Source organism: Marinomonas sp. 63XJN7_9_ISO-PGPR-S23-217 (genome assembly GCF_056173515.1).
The window spans coordinates 5,380,504-5,394,713 of the sequence record NZ_CM149678.1 but is presented as its reverse complement, the minus strand read 5'-3'; the positions used below and the strand labels follow the sequence as shown (position 1 = coordinate 5,394,713).

General features: G+C 44.6%; 13 protein-coding genes, 1 pseudogene and 1 riboswitch. Of the genes and pseudogenes, 7 read left to right on the top strand and 7 right to left on the bottom strand.

Annotated elements, in window-relative coordinates; all coding sequences use genetic code 11:
• Window positions 1-147 precede the first annotated feature (147 nt).
• Window positions 148-1,377 carry an aminotransferase class V-fold PLP-dependent enzyme gene (locus tag AC0VYI_RS25065; RefSeq protein ID WP_475446330.1) on the top strand — a complete coding sequence of 410 codons (1,230 nt, stop codon included), beginning with the start codon at window positions 148-150 and terminating at the stop codon, window positions 1,375-1,377.
• A gap of 103 nt (window positions 1,378-1,480) precedes the next feature.
• Here AC0VYI_RS25065 and eptA read toward each other — a convergent pair whose 3' ends face one another.
• Window positions 1,481-3,112 (bottom strand): phosphoethanolamine--lipid A transferase EptA, encoded by a 1,632-nt coding sequence (eptA, locus tag AC0VYI_RS25060; protein ID WP_475446328.1) that lies wholly within the window; start codon window positions 3,110-3,112, stop codon window positions 1,481-1,483.
• A 176-nt stretch (window positions 3,113-3,288) separates the two neighbouring features.
• Window positions 3,289-3,915 carry a DsbA family protein gene (locus tag AC0VYI_RS25055; protein WP_475446326.1) on the bottom strand — a complete coding sequence of 209 codons (627 nt, stop codon included), beginning with the start codon at window positions 3,913-3,915 and terminating at the stop codon, window positions 3,289-3,291.
• 114 nt (window positions 3,916-4,029) lie between these two features.
• Window positions 4,030-4,101, top strand: a riboswitch (Fluoride riboswitch).
• Window positions 4,102-4,185: 84 nt separating this feature from the next.
• Between AC0VYI_RS25055 and crcB the strand changes: the two genes are divergently transcribed.
• Window positions 4,186-4,569 carry a fluoride efflux transporter CrcB gene (crcB, locus tag AC0VYI_RS25050; protein ID WP_199476528.1) on the top strand — a complete coding sequence of 128 codons (384 nt, stop codon included), beginning with the start codon at window positions 4,186-4,188 and terminating at the stop codon, window positions 4,567-4,569.
• 54 nt (window positions 4,570-4,623) lie between these two features.
• Complete coding sequence (locus AC0VYI_RS25045) at window positions 4,624-4,941, top strand: DUF190 domain-containing protein (RefSeq protein WP_199476527.1); 318 nt, start codon at window positions 4,624-4,626, stop codon at window positions 4,939-4,941.
• A 54-nt stretch (window positions 4,942-4,995) separates the two neighbouring features.
• Here the strand turns inward: AC0VYI_RS25045 and AC0VYI_RS25040 are convergent, their stop codons facing one another.
• Window positions 4,996-6,192 (bottom strand): amino acid aminotransferase, encoded by a 1,197-nt coding sequence (locus AC0VYI_RS25040; protein ID WP_475446323.1) that lies wholly within the window; start codon window positions 6,190-6,192, stop codon window positions 4,996-4,998.
• Between the two features lie 477 nt (window positions 6,193-6,669).
• Window positions 6,670-6,864, bottom strand: a complete 195-nt coding sequence (locus AC0VYI_RS25035; RefSeq protein ID WP_199476525.1) for a PA3496 family putative envelope integrity protein — start codon at window positions 6,862-6,864, stop codon at window positions 6,670-6,672.
• A 186-nt stretch (window positions 6,865-7,050) separates the two neighbouring features.
• On the opposite strand from AC0VYI_RS25035, the gene uvrD reads away from it, so the two are divergent.
• From uvrD to AC0VYI_RS25015, 4 genes and pseudogenes are all read left to right on the top strand, one after another.
• Window positions 7,051-9,264, top strand: coding sequence for a DNA helicase II (uvrD, locus tag AC0VYI_RS25030; RefSeq protein WP_199476524.1), 2,214 nt, complete (start codon window positions 7,051-7,053; stop codon window positions 9,262-9,264).
• Between the two features lie 149 nt (window positions 9,265-9,413).
• Window positions 9,414-9,527: pseudogene (locus AC0VYI_RS25025) on the top strand (helix-turn-helix domain-containing protein); the annotation flags it as partial.
• A gap of 75 nt (window positions 9,528-9,602) precedes the next feature.
• Window positions 9,603-9,923, top strand: a complete 321-nt coding sequence (locus tag AC0VYI_RS25020) for a 2TM domain-containing protein (protein ID WP_475449847.1) — start codon at window positions 9,603-9,605, stop codon at window positions 9,921-9,923.
• Between the two features lie 165 nt (window positions 9,924-10,088).
• The gene (locus AC0VYI_RS25015) at window positions 10,089-11,147 is read left to right on the top strand and encodes a Gfo/Idh/MocA family oxidoreductase (protein WP_475446321.1); all 1,059 of its coding nucleotides are present in this window, start codon (window positions 10,089-10,091) and stop codon (window positions 11,145-11,147) included.
• A gap of 129 nt (window positions 11,148-11,276) precedes the next feature.
• Here the strand turns inward: AC0VYI_RS25015 and AC0VYI_RS25010 are convergent, their stop codons facing one another.
• From AC0VYI_RS25010 to AC0VYI_RS25000, 3 genes are read right to left on the bottom strand one after another with little or no spacing between them, the layout of a single operon-like run.
• Entirely contained in the window at window positions 11,277-12,764 is a 1,488-nt protein-coding gene (locus AC0VYI_RS25010) for a tripartite tricarboxylate transporter permease (protein WP_199476616.1), read from the bottom strand.
• Between the two features lie 2 nt (window positions 12,765-12,766).
• The gene (locus tag AC0VYI_RS25005) at window positions 12,767-13,204 is read right to left on the bottom strand and encodes a tripartite tricarboxylate transporter TctB family protein (RefSeq protein ID WP_475446319.1); all 438 of its coding nucleotides are present in this window, start codon (window positions 13,202-13,204) and stop codon (window positions 12,767-12,769) included.
• 17 nt (window positions 13,205-13,221) lie between these two features.
• A complete protein-coding gene (locus AC0VYI_RS25000; protein WP_067340610.1) occupies window positions 13,222-14,199 on the bottom strand; it encodes a Bug family tripartite tricarboxylate transporter substrate binding protein in 978 nt (325 codons plus the stop codon).
• Window positions 14,200-14,210 lie beyond the last annotated feature (11 nt).

Genomic DNA, 14,210 nt, shown 5'->3' with positions numbered 1-14,210 from the left:
TTATTGTATTCACACAAAAATCTTGTATTACATTAGGAAAGTTTTGGTTAAATAGCAAACAACTTGTGTGGCTTATTCTTTATACTCTGAGTCTGGTTACTTGCTTTTTTAAGGGTAAGTTAAGCGTTTTATATGGAGAGAAGTGATATGCCGTCGTTAGATTTGGAATTTGTTCGCGCTCAGTTTCCTGCGTTTCAAGAGCCTTCATTGGCTGGGCAGGCATTTTTTGACAATGCTGGTGGCTCCTATGCTTGCCAAGCTGTCATTGATCACCTTAATCAATATTATCGGCAGACCAAATTACAGCCCTATCACCTGCATCCTGCGTCGCAAAAAGCGGGCGCACAAATGGATGAGGCTTATCAGCGTTTAGCGTCGTTTCTCAACGTGGCAACTGATGAATTGCACTTAGGGCCTTCGACGTCACAAAATACTTATGTGTTGGCTCAAGCGTTCGCTAAGATATTGGGCGAAGGGGATGAAATCATTGTCACCAACCAAGATCATGAAGCGAACATCGGCGTATGGCGGAGGCTAGAGGCCCATGGCTTGGTGATTAAAGAATGGCAAGTGAACCCAGACACAGGGTTATTGGATATAGCCGATTTGCCTGATTTATTGTCGGAGCGGACGAAGCTGTTAGCCTTTACCCATTGCTCTAATTTGGTCGCTCATATTAATCCGGTCAAAGCCATTTGCGACCAAGCCAGAGAAGCGGGAGTTTGGACGGTCGTCGATGGAGTGTCCTATGCGGGTCATGGCTTACCAGATGTTAGCGCGTTGGGCGCCGATATTTATTTGTTCTCTCTTTATAAAACCTTTGGGCCTCATCTTGGCGCCATGGTAATCCGCTCTGAGGTGGCCGAAAAGCTAGGGAATCAAGGCCATTATTTTAACTCAGCCTTGAAAAACAAATGGTTTGTACCTGCGGGACCAGATCATGCTCAAGTGGCGGCTAGCCGAGGTGTTGTAGACTATTTTGAAGCACTTCATGATCATCATTTTTCGACAACGGGCACCCTTCCAGAAAAAGCTCAGCGGGTAAGAGACTTGCTACACGCTCACGAGCACGCTCTATTGGCCCGTTTGCTTAGTTATGTATCACTACATCCTAAGCTGGCGTTGGTAGGGCCGCTCGACCCTGATAAAAGAGCCGCTACCGTATCGGTTATTCCCGTTGGTCAAACACCTCAAGCGCTGGCCCAGAAATTGGTTGATCAAGGCATTATTTGCGGTGCTGGGCACTTCTATGCGGTGCGTTTGTTAGAAGCGATGAAGGTGGATCCAAATACAGGCGTAGTGCGTTTATCATTTGTTCACTACACTCAGGCGGATGAGGTGGAGAAAGTGATTCAAGCCCTTGAACAGGCTCTTTAAAAGGGGAAAGCAACGGGAAAAACGTCTCTGCTTATCCACTCACCAGACAAGCCTGACTTGTCTGGTGGTGTTGCTGAACTAAGGGGACTAGTTGTTGGCTAAACTAGGGTGTTTTTGCCTTAGCAAATATATCTAAGTCTTTATTATAAATAGGGCTTCTCATATCAAATGCCCCCATCACGCTGTGAAAGACATTGTCTTGAGTTGTTTTTGCTCTGGCTTTTAGTTTATCGACAGAAATATGCTGCTGCTTGATAAAGTCCTGTGACATCCAAACCAAGAAAGGAATGGTATATTGTTGCTTCGGCGCAATGGAGTAAGGGGTGCCATGCAAATAGACACCATCTTCTCCTAGCGACTCCCCATGATCAGACACATAAAGAAACGCACTCGCGGTATTAAGACCCTTCAAAATGGTTCGTAATTGATCCAAAAAATGGTCGTTGTATAAGATAGTATTATCGTAAGCGTTGACCAATTCTTGATGAGTACAATTGCTCAGTTCAACGGAACGGCAGACCGGTTTAAACACTTCAAATGCTTTTGGGTATTTGAGGTAATAAGTGGGTCCGTGGCTGCCGCTTTGGTGTAAAACAACAAAGATCTTTTGCTTTTTCGATGCTTTGATTTGCTCGGCTAAATGACTTAACAGGACACCATCGTAATCACATTCATCGCCTTCACAGTTTTTTTCTAAGTCTTTGGCGTTTATATAACTGGCTATTTTCAGTGGTGGCTCGCCCCAGTTGTGACTGCGCCAAAACACATCGATGCCTTGCCGTTGTAAGTAACTGGGTAAAGGCTCGAAGTTCTTTCCAAAGAGGTTACTTGTGTTGGTGTACGACAGGATACATTTCACTGAAGCGGTGGTGTAGGTCGCACAAGAGGTCGCATTTTTTAGGGTAATAACGTCTGAATTACTGAGTAACGGGTTCGTTGGTCTTTTATAACCGTATAGAGAAAAATCTTCTGCCCGTGCGGACTCGCCAATCACTAGCACGACGACCGTTTTTTTATTCGAACGGAAGGTGGCGTTGGGGAGTGGTGTTTGTTCGACATTCTCTTCGTCTTTTTGGATTTGAAAACGAATTGAGTTTCCCACATAAGACCAGGGCATGGTTATGCCACCCAGTTGTTTGGCATGTTTGTCCACCCACAGCCACGTACTACCCGAAAACCAAACCCAAGTGACACTGATAACGATGGTAAGGATAAGGTGGAGAGATAAGCGTAATCGAGAGGTTTTTAGCACGGATGTTCGAATGATGAGCCAAGCAGGAATCATGCCCAATACCACAAAATAGATGAACATCTTGCCGCTTAAAAAGGGAGATGCTTCAGAAAACTTGGTATTAAACACATTGCCCATCATGGAGGTGCCTAAAATGACGTTATAGGTCACGACAAAATACACGGCTAATGAGTTGGCTAACGCCAGTATCACGCAAAGGGTTTTTCCAAGTCGTCTTGATATCAAAAACAACAGATAAAGAGCGAGCGCAGTTTCCAAATAAATAACGACAAATACCGTGAAGATGGTATGTAGGCTATTGAGTGTCAAACCATCAAGGTTGTTGATGGAAAAAGACAGCAGGGGCCAGTTATAAAGAATGGCATTTAACAAGGCCACTATAATAATAAAGCTTGAGGTGCTGCGCTTTGTTCTAAAACCATTCTTGATATAAGCGCTTAGGCTGATGGTAGAACGAGGCAAATCTGTATGGGGACTCTTCATAGGGCGGAGTGTTTTCCTATTAACCTGCTGACATTGAGTGCGTCAACGGTGCTATAAAATAATAATCTGCTTATTTTATGCGTTTTTTATCAATTGCGTATATAAAATGTTTTTAAAGTAAGGAATAAGACTCATTGCGGATGGAAGAGAATGTCGTTCTCTGTGGTAAAAAAGCGCTATGACAGCGCTTTTTTAATGGCCGCTAACATGGTTAGAGGGTCTTGATAATCCAAAGGGATGGAGGTGAGTTGATCGCCTTTTAAAACGGCTAATGAAGGGAAGGAGTTTAAGCCAAGTTGTCTTGCTTGGTCGATTTCTTTTTCTAATAGACCTTCTGACTTGATATGGTCCATGGCTTTCAGAAAACCTTCCGCTTTTAAGCCGATGTGCTCCGCACACTCAACCAACGTCTCTATATTGGATGGATTTTTCGCCTGAAGGTAATAGGCTTGTTGAATAGCATGGTACATTTCATCTTCCGATCCGGCATCCCTTGCAACCAGACAGGCTCGGCATGCGGGATAAGTTGAGCGACGTGGTTGGTTGACTCGCCAAAAGTCAAAGTTAAAGTCGGTGCCTAAGTCGGTTTGGATTCGTTGCCATGTATTTTCCAATTTGGTCTTCATTTCCTCAGACATGGGGTTATCTGAGTCAGTTGCTAACCCACCTAACATAGGTTGGATGGTCAGTTTCTTCTCATCGATCAGTGGTTGTAAGGCTTTTTGTAGTCTGTTCCACGTCGGACGAAACCCCCAACACCAGCTACACATAGGGTCATAACAGTAAAGTAAAGTGGCCGTCATTTATTAATCCCATTTCGCTAAGTGACAAAGAAAGCATTCAAGGTTACCAGCCTGTCGCTGCGCTGGATAGTGCTCTTAACGAATGCTTGTAGAGTTTTAAAAAATTTGTTAGTTTAAAGAAAAGGAGATGACATTCCTCCTCTAACCGCTTTGAAGTCATTCAAAGCTAATGATGTCTACGCATCGAACCTGGAGACAGGAGACGTAGATATGTCTGCAATTTCTTAATCTAGGCTCGTTATTTTTACATTAAATTAGAGTCTCAGTTCTATGTTTTTTTCTATTTTATCGGTATGTATAGGTGCCTCTTGTGGTGCGCTATTGCGCTGGTTTTTAGGTAATCAATTTAATTCTCTTTTCCCCACGTTACCACCCGGGACGTTGATCGCAAATTTAGTTGGTGGGTACCTAATTGGTCTTGCTATTACTTTTTTTGGTCAGCAGACATCGCTTCCACCAGAGTGGCGACTCTTGATTATTACAGGCTTTCTAGGGGCTCTTACTACCTTTTCGACTTTCTCTGCGGAGGTTATAACCTTGTTTCAAGAGGGGCGAATATTATGGGCTTGCGGTGCAATTGCTATTCATGTCATAGGATGTTTGGTTATGACCCTTTTAGGAATTGCTACCATGTTTTGGCTACGATCAATATAGCTATCTGGTCAATCACAAGTATTTTTATCAATTGATGGTTAAAGGTAATTCATTATGAAAGGGTATCAGATTACATTTTTTACACAGCAAAGTCGTCATCATAAAGGACAATTGGTGTCTGAATGGATACTGAATCAGGCTAAAGAGCTTGGACTAAGAGGAGGGACAAGCATTATTGGCTCTGAAGGTATTGGACATAAAGGAAAGATCCATTCGAGCCATTTCTTTGAATTAAGTGATCAGCCCGTAGAAGTGTCAATGATCGTCACGGAAGAAGAGGCGGAGAAGCTATTCAATAAAGTTAAAGAAGAAGGTGTCTCCATTTTTTATGCTCAAAGTCCTGTTGAGTTTGGATTTTTAGGAGAGTCATAGCAATGAGGCAAGTAAAACCACCATTATGGTGGTTTTACTTGCCTTTAAGCTTAATTAGCTTTTAAGAATTTCTGCAATGGCCTCGCAAAGGGGCTCCATATTTTCATGAGTCATACCAGCCACGTTGATGCGACCAGATCCCACAATGTAGATAGAAAACTCTTTGCGTAGACGCGACACTTGTTCGGGGTTCAAGCCAGAAAACGAGAACATGCCGTTTTGTTTGGAGATAAAGGAGAAGTCTTGATCAACGCCTTTCGCTCGCAGTGTATTCACAAATAAGCTGCGCATTTCGTGGATACGAGAACGCATACTTTTGAGCTCCATTTCCCACAAGCTACGTAGTTCTTTCGAATTTAAAATCTCGGCAACAATGGCTGAACCGTGAGAGGGTGGGTTGGAGTAGTTAGTACGAACAGCACGTTTAATTTGTGTAAAAGCGGCCAGTGCTTGATCTGCATTATCACTCACAATGGTTAAGGCACCGACTCGTTCATTGTACAAACCGAAGTTTTTTGAGAAGGAATTGGCAATCAGCATTTCCGGTACGTAATTTAAGAAAGTACGTAACCCCTGCGCATCTTCTTCAAGACCTGCCCCAAAGCCCTGGTAAGCAAAATCGAATAACGGCAAAAAGCCTTGTTTGCTACACAGCTTCGCTAATTGATACCACTGCTCTGGAGTGGGGTCGATGCCTGTCGGGTTATGGCAGCAAGCATGAAATAGAACCACATCGCCAGCGGGTACTTGGGATAAACTGGCGAGCATGGACTCAAAGTCTAAGGACTTGGTATCCACATCGTAATAAGCGTAGCTACCTACTTCTAAGTTAACGGATTGAAAAACCGCTTGGTGATTTGCCCAAGTTGGGTTACTGACCCAGATGGTTGCGTCGGGTAGATGTTTACGTACAAACTCGGCAGCTACCCTTAGTGCACCAGTACCACCAGGGGTTTGAACCGTTTGGGCCAGTTGTTTACTGATGATCTGACTGTCCCCACCAAATAAAAGCGTTTGTACAGCCTCTCGGTAAGCTTGTGACCCTTCGATGCTAAGATAGCTTTTGCTGGTTTCTTGGTTTAACAAGCGTTCTTCGGCTTGTTTAACGGATTTTAAAATGGGCGTTATGCCTTGTTCGTCCTTGTATACACCGACGCCTAAGTTGATTTTCTTGGGGTTTGGATCGTTGCGGAAAGCGTCATTCAGGCCGAGAATAGGATCGGATGGCGCAGCTTGGATGTGTTCAAACATAGTGACTCCCCAAAAGGGTTATTTTACTTATTGAGACGTTTGCGCGACGGCTGGTTTTACCAATATATAGTAAAAAATAGACATAAAGTACTGATTTATAAACGGTAACCTTATCATTTTGATCTATTTTTGCCGTGTCTTGGCTTGACTCCTGTCTTCGTTCAAAGGTCTCTTATTATGTAGTGATTAGAAAAAGATCATAATTCAGTTGCATATGGTACTCCAACGAGGAAGTAACCGCTATAAGAAGACACGGAATGGCCCTATAGAAAGTAGGGGACTTATGTTGATTTATGTTAATGAGAAGGGACTTTTTGTTGGACAAAAGACTGCCATGCTCCATGTGTAGACCTAGTAGAGTCGTTAAAAAGGCGCACAACAACACTTAAGGCGGTTAGCGCCTAATTAAAATCGTTTTTTTACTCTTATACGCTTGTATAGTCGGTATATAAGCGCGTGTCTTTGTTTCTGAGTGTATTATTCATCCCAGCCATTTGAGATGGCGTGGTGTAAACGTTTTTCCTCAAGGTGTTTCTCGATAGCCCGGCGTGCTTTGAGCATGCGAATGCTGTCTTCCTTTTGGTTGCGTTCTTTTTTTTCATTCTCCAAACTGATCGAAGCATGAAGAATGTCGGTTTTTACTTCAGTCAAGGTTTCAGAAAAATTACTCATTGTTATACCCTTCTGGCTAATCTCGATGACACTCAATGTGATTGATCACTGTCATCAATGGATGAAAAAAGTCAAAATAGACAGACAACTTGTTTCAGGTTTATAAAAAACGCATATCGATCAAAAATCAACCTCTTTTTAACGCGTTTTTATGACAAACACATTAAATTAATACGGCGGAATGCAATGGATGTTTCTTTTATCCTCGACTCGTTAAATGATAAACAGCGTGATGCAGTGGCTGCGCCATTGCAAAATAGCCTTGTGCTAGCGGGAGCGGGGTCCGGCAAAACACGCGTCTTGGTGCATCGTATCGCTTGGTTGATGCATGCTTACCAACTGTCGCCCTACAGTATTATGGCGGTGACGTTTACCAACAAAGCCGCGCGTGAGATGCAAGGGCGAATTGAAGAGCTTGTGGGCGTTCCTCCCCAAGGTATGTGGGTGGGGACGTTTCACGGTCTGGCCCATCGTCTGTTGCGCGCCCATTGGCGTGATGCGGGTCTCAAAGAAAACTTCCAGATTATGGACAGCGATGACCAGCTACGATTGGTAAAACGTATTATGCGAGAGATGAATATCGATGATACGCGCTGGCCGCCTAAACAGGTGTGTTGGTTTATCAATGGGCAAAAAGATGAAGGCCGGCGTGCTGCCCATGTGCCTGATAGTCACGACCCTTTCTCTAAAGGTATGCGAGAGCTGTATTACCACTATGAGGAGGCCTGTGAACGTTTGGGCATGTTGGACTTTGGTGAGTTGCTATTGCGTGCTCACGAGCTGATGCTCACTAATCCGCCTTTGTTGCGCCATTATCAAGAGCGTTTTCGTCATGTGTTGGTGGACGAGTTTCAAGACACCAACACCATTCAATATGCTTGGCTACGCGTTATGGTGGGCGATCAAGGGACAATTACCGCCGTGGGGGATGATGACCAGTCTATCTATGGTTGGCGTGGAGCGAAAATTGAAAACATTCATAACTTCACTAAGCACTTTAAAGACGTTCAAACCATTCGCTTAGAGCAAAACTATCGTTCCACTGGTCACATACTGAATGCGGCTAACGGTTTGATTAAAAACAACGATGACCGTTTAGGTAAAGAGCTCTGGACTGATAGCGGTGATGGTGAGCCGATTTCCCTCTACGCGGGGTTTAACGAGCAGGATGAGGCTCGGTTTATTATCGGCATTATCAAAAAGTGGCGTGATGAAGGCGCCGGGTTGAAAGAGATGGCGATTCTATATCGTTCTAATGCCCAGTCTCGGGTGATTGAGGAATGCTTAGTTAGGGAACAGATTGCTTATCGAATTTATGGTGGGCACAGATTCTATGACCGTTTAGAGATTAAAAATGCCTTGGCTTACGCCCGATTGGCGTTGGATCCAAATGACGATGGTGCCATGGAGCGGGTGATTAATGTGCCGCCTCGCGGTATTGGCGAGCGCAGTATCAGTACACTGCGGGAAATGGCACGGGATCAAGGCTGCTCCATGTGGCAAGCGGCTCAACTTATTGTTGATCAATCCATCATGCCGGCAAGAGCGACCAACGCCATTAAAGGCTTCCAACAAATCATTGATGATCTGATGACCACCGTTCAACAACCGGATTTAAGCTTGGGTGACATCTTTGAGCAAATTATTAACGATGCCGGTCTGATTCCTTTCCATGAAAAAGAGAAAGGAGAGAAGGGCGAGGCGCGAGTCGAGAACTTAAAAGAGTTGATCGGTGCCGCCGGAGGGTTTAGTTGGAACCCCGAAGACGAAGCCTTTAGCTCGCCATTGATGGCTTTTCTTGATCAAGCGGTATTGGATGCTGGTGATGCGCAAGCGGATGAGTACCAAGATGCGGTTCAGTTGATGACACTGCACTCTGCGAAAGGACTGGAATTTCCATTGGTGTTTCTAACAGGCGTGGAGGAAAACTTATTTCCCAGCAAAATGTCGTTTGAAGAGCCTGGACGTCTTGAGGAAGAGCGACGCCTTTGCTATGTGGGCATCACCCGTGCCATGAAGAAACTCTACATTACCTACGCGGAATCCCGTCGTTTGTTTGGTAGCGAATCTTTTAATAGTCCGTCGCGTTTTATCAAAGAGATCCCACCACAGTGTTTGGAAGAAGTTCGCCTTCGCTCACAAGTGAGTCGTCCGGTCTCCATGCAGCGACCCGATTATCAAACGGAAAAAGCCCGTTTGCAAAACAGTACGGTTTTGAATAATTTTAAAGCGCCAGAAGTGAACGTCAGCATGGGGGATCGTGTTAAGCATCCTGTGTTTGGTGAAGGCTTAGTAATTAACTATGAAGGACAAGGGCCACAAGCCCGTGTGCAGGTTAATTTTGATGATGAAGGCAGTAAATGGTTGGTGTTGTCCTTTGCGAAATTGGAGGTCTTATAATGCACTCAAGATCCCATGCAAAGGTCTTTATTCGTGTATAAGTGATTGATTTTTAAATAGTGTCATATTGGTGTCGGTGATATGTCGTCACGCACCCGTGTCGTTTTTAATAGGCTAAGTGCTCATTAAGAAAACAGCATGTAGGGATAATGAGAATGATCGTAAAAAAACTTAGACTTCAAAGGGGCTGGTCGCAAGACCAGCTTTCTCAACTGAGTGGATTGAGTATCAGAACGATTCAACGTATCGAAAAGGGTCAAAATCCAGGACTTGAATCGTTGAAATCTTTAGCAGCTGTTTTTGAACTTCCTATTACAGAACTGCAAGGAGAGACTGATATGACTACACAAGATAGAGAGGAAAAATCCGTTTATACCATTGCCGATCATACCATTAGTGTCGAGGAGCGCTTGGCATTTTATCGAGTACAGAAAATGAGAGGTTTTTATATACACCTCACTCAGTATTGCATAATCATTCCCATATTGTTTGCCATCAATTTGTTTACTAATCCTTCCTATATTTGGGCGGCTTGGTCCATGTTGGGATGGGGAGTGGGCTTGGCTTTTCATGGCTTACGCGTGTTTAACGTGATTAAGTGGTTCGGCCCTGAATGGGAAAAGCGACAAGTGGAAAAACAGCTCGGTCGCAAGCTTTAAGTGATCATTTTACCCAAGAGCAAGTGCGATAAATAAAGAAGTGTTGAAGCGATTTTTTTATCGTGCTTTCTTGGAACTTCCTTTGAGTTGCCATTAAAACTTGCAAAATGGTTTGAGTTCAAACTATTATTTATCTATGAACTTATAGCAGATGAGGAGTGGGTGATGACAATCAAGGTTGGCTTAATTGGGTTTGGTTTATCCGGACAAGTATTTCATACCCCTTTTGTGATGAATGACCCGCATATGGAAATGACTCATGTATGCAGTTCTAAAGTAGAGGCGGTCCATGCCGTTTTACCGAATGCCGTCGTCTTACAATCGGTCATGGAAATGTGCCATACACCGAGCATTGATTTGGTAGTCATTACCACGCCCGATAAATTGCACTTTGAACAAGCCAAGCTGGCTTTAGAAAGCGGTAAGCATGTTTTATTGGAAAAGCCATCCGTCACTAGTATTCAACAAATAGAGTATCTGTGTCGCATTGCAAAACAACAGGGAGTGGTGTTTTGCGTGTATCAAAATCGCCGTTTTGATGGGGATTTCCAACGTTTAAAAGCATTAATTGGCAGTGGTGAAATGGGCGAGCTGAAGCATTTGGATTCGCGCTTTGACCGTTTTCGCCCAGTGGTACAAGATCGTTGGCGAGAGCAGCCAGGTCCTGCTACAGGTGTATTATGGGATTTAGGGTCGCACTTATTAGATCAAATGTTAGCGCTGCTCGGAGCGCCAAAATGGCTGCATGCCAGTATTGATACCTTACGAGAGAATGGAAAAACCCACGACTGGTTTGAAATTGAATTAGGTTATCCTGGTAAACGTATTCGCTTGGGGGCGACCCCCTATGAGGCTGGGGAAATGCGCCGCTTCAATGGCCGATTTACTCAAGGTAGTTGGCAATGTGTTGGGTTAGATCCACAAGAGCCAGCGTTACGGTCAGGACAAATGCCATGGCATGAAGGATTTCCCTCTCAAGCGCCACAACAGACGCTGACGCGCTTTTTAGCGCACTCACAAGATGATATTGAAGTCATCGCTGAATCCTCAGTCCATGGGGATTATGGTGCCTTCTATGCGCAGCTAAGAGAGGCTATTCTAGGGAAAGGAAGCGCCCCAGTGTCTATGGATCAGGCCTGTCAATTAATCTATGGTTTGTGTCTTGCGGAGCAGTCTTCTGAAACCGGACAGCGTATGTCGTGGGACTATAAAGCAAACTATTAATTTACTGACAAGGCATAGGCCTCACACAGTATTTAGAAAGCTATACCCTATTAAAACGCCCCATTAGATTGACATATCTAATGGGGCGTTTTTTTGCAATAGCTTGAACTGGTGCAGAAGGAATAAGGGTTATTTTTTTCTTAACTTCATGACTTTCGGAAGGACAATGGCTAATACGGTGGCAATGGCCAACACATAAGTAATGGCACCATCGAATAAAATAAACCAATCACCTCCACTGATAGAAAGAGCCCGTCGAAGGTTTTCCTCTAAGACTTTACCCAGTACGAGCCCAAGAATCACAGGCGCCAATGAAAACCCTAATTTACGTAAAATGAAGGCAAAAACGCCTAACACAATCATAAAAAACAGATCAAAGGTGTCACCGTGAATGGAGTAGATACCGACAAAGGTTAACATCACAATCACGGGTACAAGGTAAGATTGTTTAATCGAAAGCAGACGAACGAACAAACCAATGAGTGGTAAATTCATCACCAATAAGGCGATGTTACCAATAAACATAGACGCAATGAGTCCCCAGGCAATATTAGGTTGTTGTTCAAACAACAGAGGACCTGGGGTGATGTTGAACATCAATAGGGCGCCCAATAAAATAGCCGTTGTGCCGCTGCCTGGAATTCCCAATGTTAACATCGGCACCATAGAGCCTGCTGCAGAGGCATTATTGGCGGCTTCTGGTGCCGCTAGGCCACGAATATCACCTTGTCCGAAGTGTTCTTCTTTGCCTTCGGCAAAACGTTTCTCTGTACCATAAGCCACAGCACTAGCAATGGAAGCGCCTGTACCAGGCAGTACGCCGATGAGAAAACCAGAAATCGTGGAGCGGAAAATGACCCATTTCACGGCCATTAGGTCGGCAAAAGAGACAAAGCTTTTGCCAACAGGCGTGAGTTTTAAATCATTGCGAGCCCAGCTTTCTAACAGTATTAACACTTCACTAATGGCAAACATACCAATCACAACAACCAAAAAGTCGACCCCATCAAACAAATTGGGGATACCCATGGTAAAACGCAAAATACCTGTGCCAGAGTCGATGCCCACGGTCGCTAGTAACAAGCCGATGACCACACCAACTACGGTTTTGATGGGCCGTTTACCGACCATCGTTGCCAAACAGGTAAAGGCGAAAATCATCAACCATACATACTCAGATGGACCAAATTGAATGGCCAATTTACTCAGTAATGGGGCAAAAATCACCATAAGAAGCAGTGCGCCCATGCTACCAAAGAATGAGGAAACTGCAGAGAGTGCCAGCGCTCGTCCCCCTTCTCCTCGCTTGGCCATCGGGTAGCCATCTAAAGTGGTCATAATGGCTCCGGCATCTCCAGGAACGTTGAGTAGGATACTGGAAATACGGCCACCGTATTCTGCACCGTAATACACACCAGCGAGAAGAATCAGCGCCGATTCAGGCGGCAAGCCAACGGAATAGGCTAAAGGTAATAAAATGGCCACGCCATTGATGGGGCCAATTCCCGGTAGTGAGCCGATTAGGGTACCGATGAAACAGCCAGCTAATACTAACCCTAAGTTGAGTGGGGTGAGGGCAACAGAAAACCCGAGTGCTAAGTAATGGAAAACGTCCATCATTACTCTCCGAATAGAATGCCGACAGGGACATTAAGTTGCATTAAGTCTGCTAATAAGAAATAGCTAATAAGACTGAGAACGAGGGCGTACAGGAAGGCTTTAAGGAGCTTTTCACCAAACAACCAGCTAAAAATGGTGCCAACAAATGTGGTTGAAATAATAAATCCTGCTTTTTCAAACAGTGCAGCGTAAAGCACCATAATGCCTAACCCTGAAAGGATTTTTACCCATACTTCTTTGGTGGGGTGCCAAGTATTTTGACTCGGCTTGATAAACAGCCAAACACTGCATAGTGCTGCAATGCCGGATAAAATAAGGGGAAAGGCTTTTGGCCCCAAGGGTTCATACTGAAACGGGACATTAAAATGGTAAGCTGTCCAGGCAATTAGCCCAGACAGTACCAAAAATGCACCCGCAAAAATGCGGTCATATAGCATGTTATCGCCTCAATTCACTAGTTAATTAAGCCCGCTTCTTTGGCTAAGCCACGCATATAACCAACACGTTCTTTAATGTAACTATCTAGTGTTTTACCTGACATGTTGAAAGGAACGAGGTTTTGATCGACTACTGTTTTTTCGAAGGCAGGGTCGTTGTAGGCTTTCTGAAATTGATCGGACCAGTAGTTATAGGCTTCATCGGATACTTTAGGCCCTAAGTAATAACCACGAATAATGGTCCATTCTGCATCATAGCCTTGCTCTATGGCCGTTGGGTAGTTCGAAAATTCACCTTTGAGGCGTTCAGGTGACATGATCGCCAAGACTTTTACCTTGCCTGATTCCACCAAGCCTTTCATTTCGCCAACATCACCTGGGTAGACCTTAATATGCCCACCTAAAAGGGCGGCCAATGCTTCACCACCCCCTTCGTATGCGACGTAACGCATTTTCTTAGGGTCAACACCTGAGGACTTCATCAGAATGGCGGCTTTCATCCAGTCTTGGCTGCCAACACCTCCCCCTGCACCAAGGACGAATTTACTTGGGTCTTTTTTAATGGCATCTACCAATTCGCCCAGTGTATTCCAAGGCGCATCAGCGCGAACCATAATGGCACCATAATCCACACCAGCGGTGCCGACCCAACGTGCATCATTTTCATCTAAGTTGCGGCCAAATTTGCCTTGGGCAATATTCAGTAATGAACCAGAGCTAAAAGCGACCAATTTATTGGGATCATCGGGGTCCGTTGCGTTGATGTAGTTATAGGCAACTGCACCAACGCCCCCAGGCATAAAGGTTACGGCCATTGGTATTTTGGTGATTCCAGCTTTGGCAAAGCCTGTAGACAGAATACGACAGGTTAGATCAAAGCCACCGCCAGGCTTGGCTGGGGCAATACAGCTGGGTTTATTGGGTTCGAATGCGTGGGCTGCTGAGGCAAGTGTCAATCCGCTCGCTAGTAATAATGTGGCGATACGTGCTTTCATAGAGTGTCTCC

Bases quoted from the DNA above. Each gene is read 5' to 3' on its own strand.
- uvrD (WP_199476524.1), top strand. From the start codon at position 7,051: ATGGATGTTTCTTTTATCCTCGACTCGTTAAATGATAAACAGCGTGAT.
- AC0VYI_RS25020 (WP_475449847.1), top strand. From the start codon at position 9,603: ATGACTACACAAGATAGAGAGGAAAAATCCGTTTATACCATTGCCGAT.
- AC0VYI_RS25035 (WP_199476525.1), bottom strand. From the start codon at position 6,864: ATGAGTAATTTTTCTGAAACCTTGACTGAAGTAAAAACCGACATTCTT.
- crcB (WP_199476528.1), top strand. From the start codon at position 4,186: ATGTTTTTTTCTATTTTATCGGTATGTATAGGTGCCTCTTGTGGTGCG.
- AC0VYI_RS25005 (WP_475446319.1), bottom strand. From the start codon at position 13,204: ATGCTATATGACCGCATTTTTGCGGGTGCATTTTTGGTACTGTCTGGG.
- AC0VYI_RS25000 (WP_067340610.1), bottom strand. From the start codon at position 14,199: ATGAAAGCACGTATCGCCACATTATTACTAGCGAGCGGATTGACACTT.
- AC0VYI_RS25040 (WP_475446323.1), bottom strand. From the start codon at position 6,192: ATGTTTGAACACATCCAAGCTGCGCCATCCGATCCTATTCTCGGCCTG.
- AC0VYI_RS25010 (WP_199476616.1), bottom strand. From the start codon at position 12,764: ATGGACGTTTTCCATTACTTAGCACTCGGGTTTTCTGTTGCCCTCACC.
- AC0VYI_RS25045 (WP_199476527.1), top strand. From the start codon at position 4,624: ATGAAAGGGTATCAGATTACATTTTTTACACAGCAAAGTCGTCATCAT.
- AC0VYI_RS25015 (WP_475446321.1), top strand. From the start codon at position 10,089: ATGACAATCAAGGTTGGCTTAATTGGGTTTGGTTTATCCGGACAAGTA.
- AC0VYI_RS25065 (WP_475446330.1), top strand. From the start codon at position 148: ATGCCGTCGTTAGATTTGGAATTTGTTCGCGCTCAGTTTCCTGCGTTT.
- AC0VYI_RS25055 (WP_475446326.1), bottom strand. From the start codon at position 3,915: ATGACGGCCACTTTACTTTACTGTTATGACCCTATGTGTAGCTGGTGT.
- eptA (WP_475446328.1), bottom strand. From the start codon at position 3,112: ATGAAGAGTCCCCATACAGATTTGCCTCGTTCTACCATCAGCCTAAGC.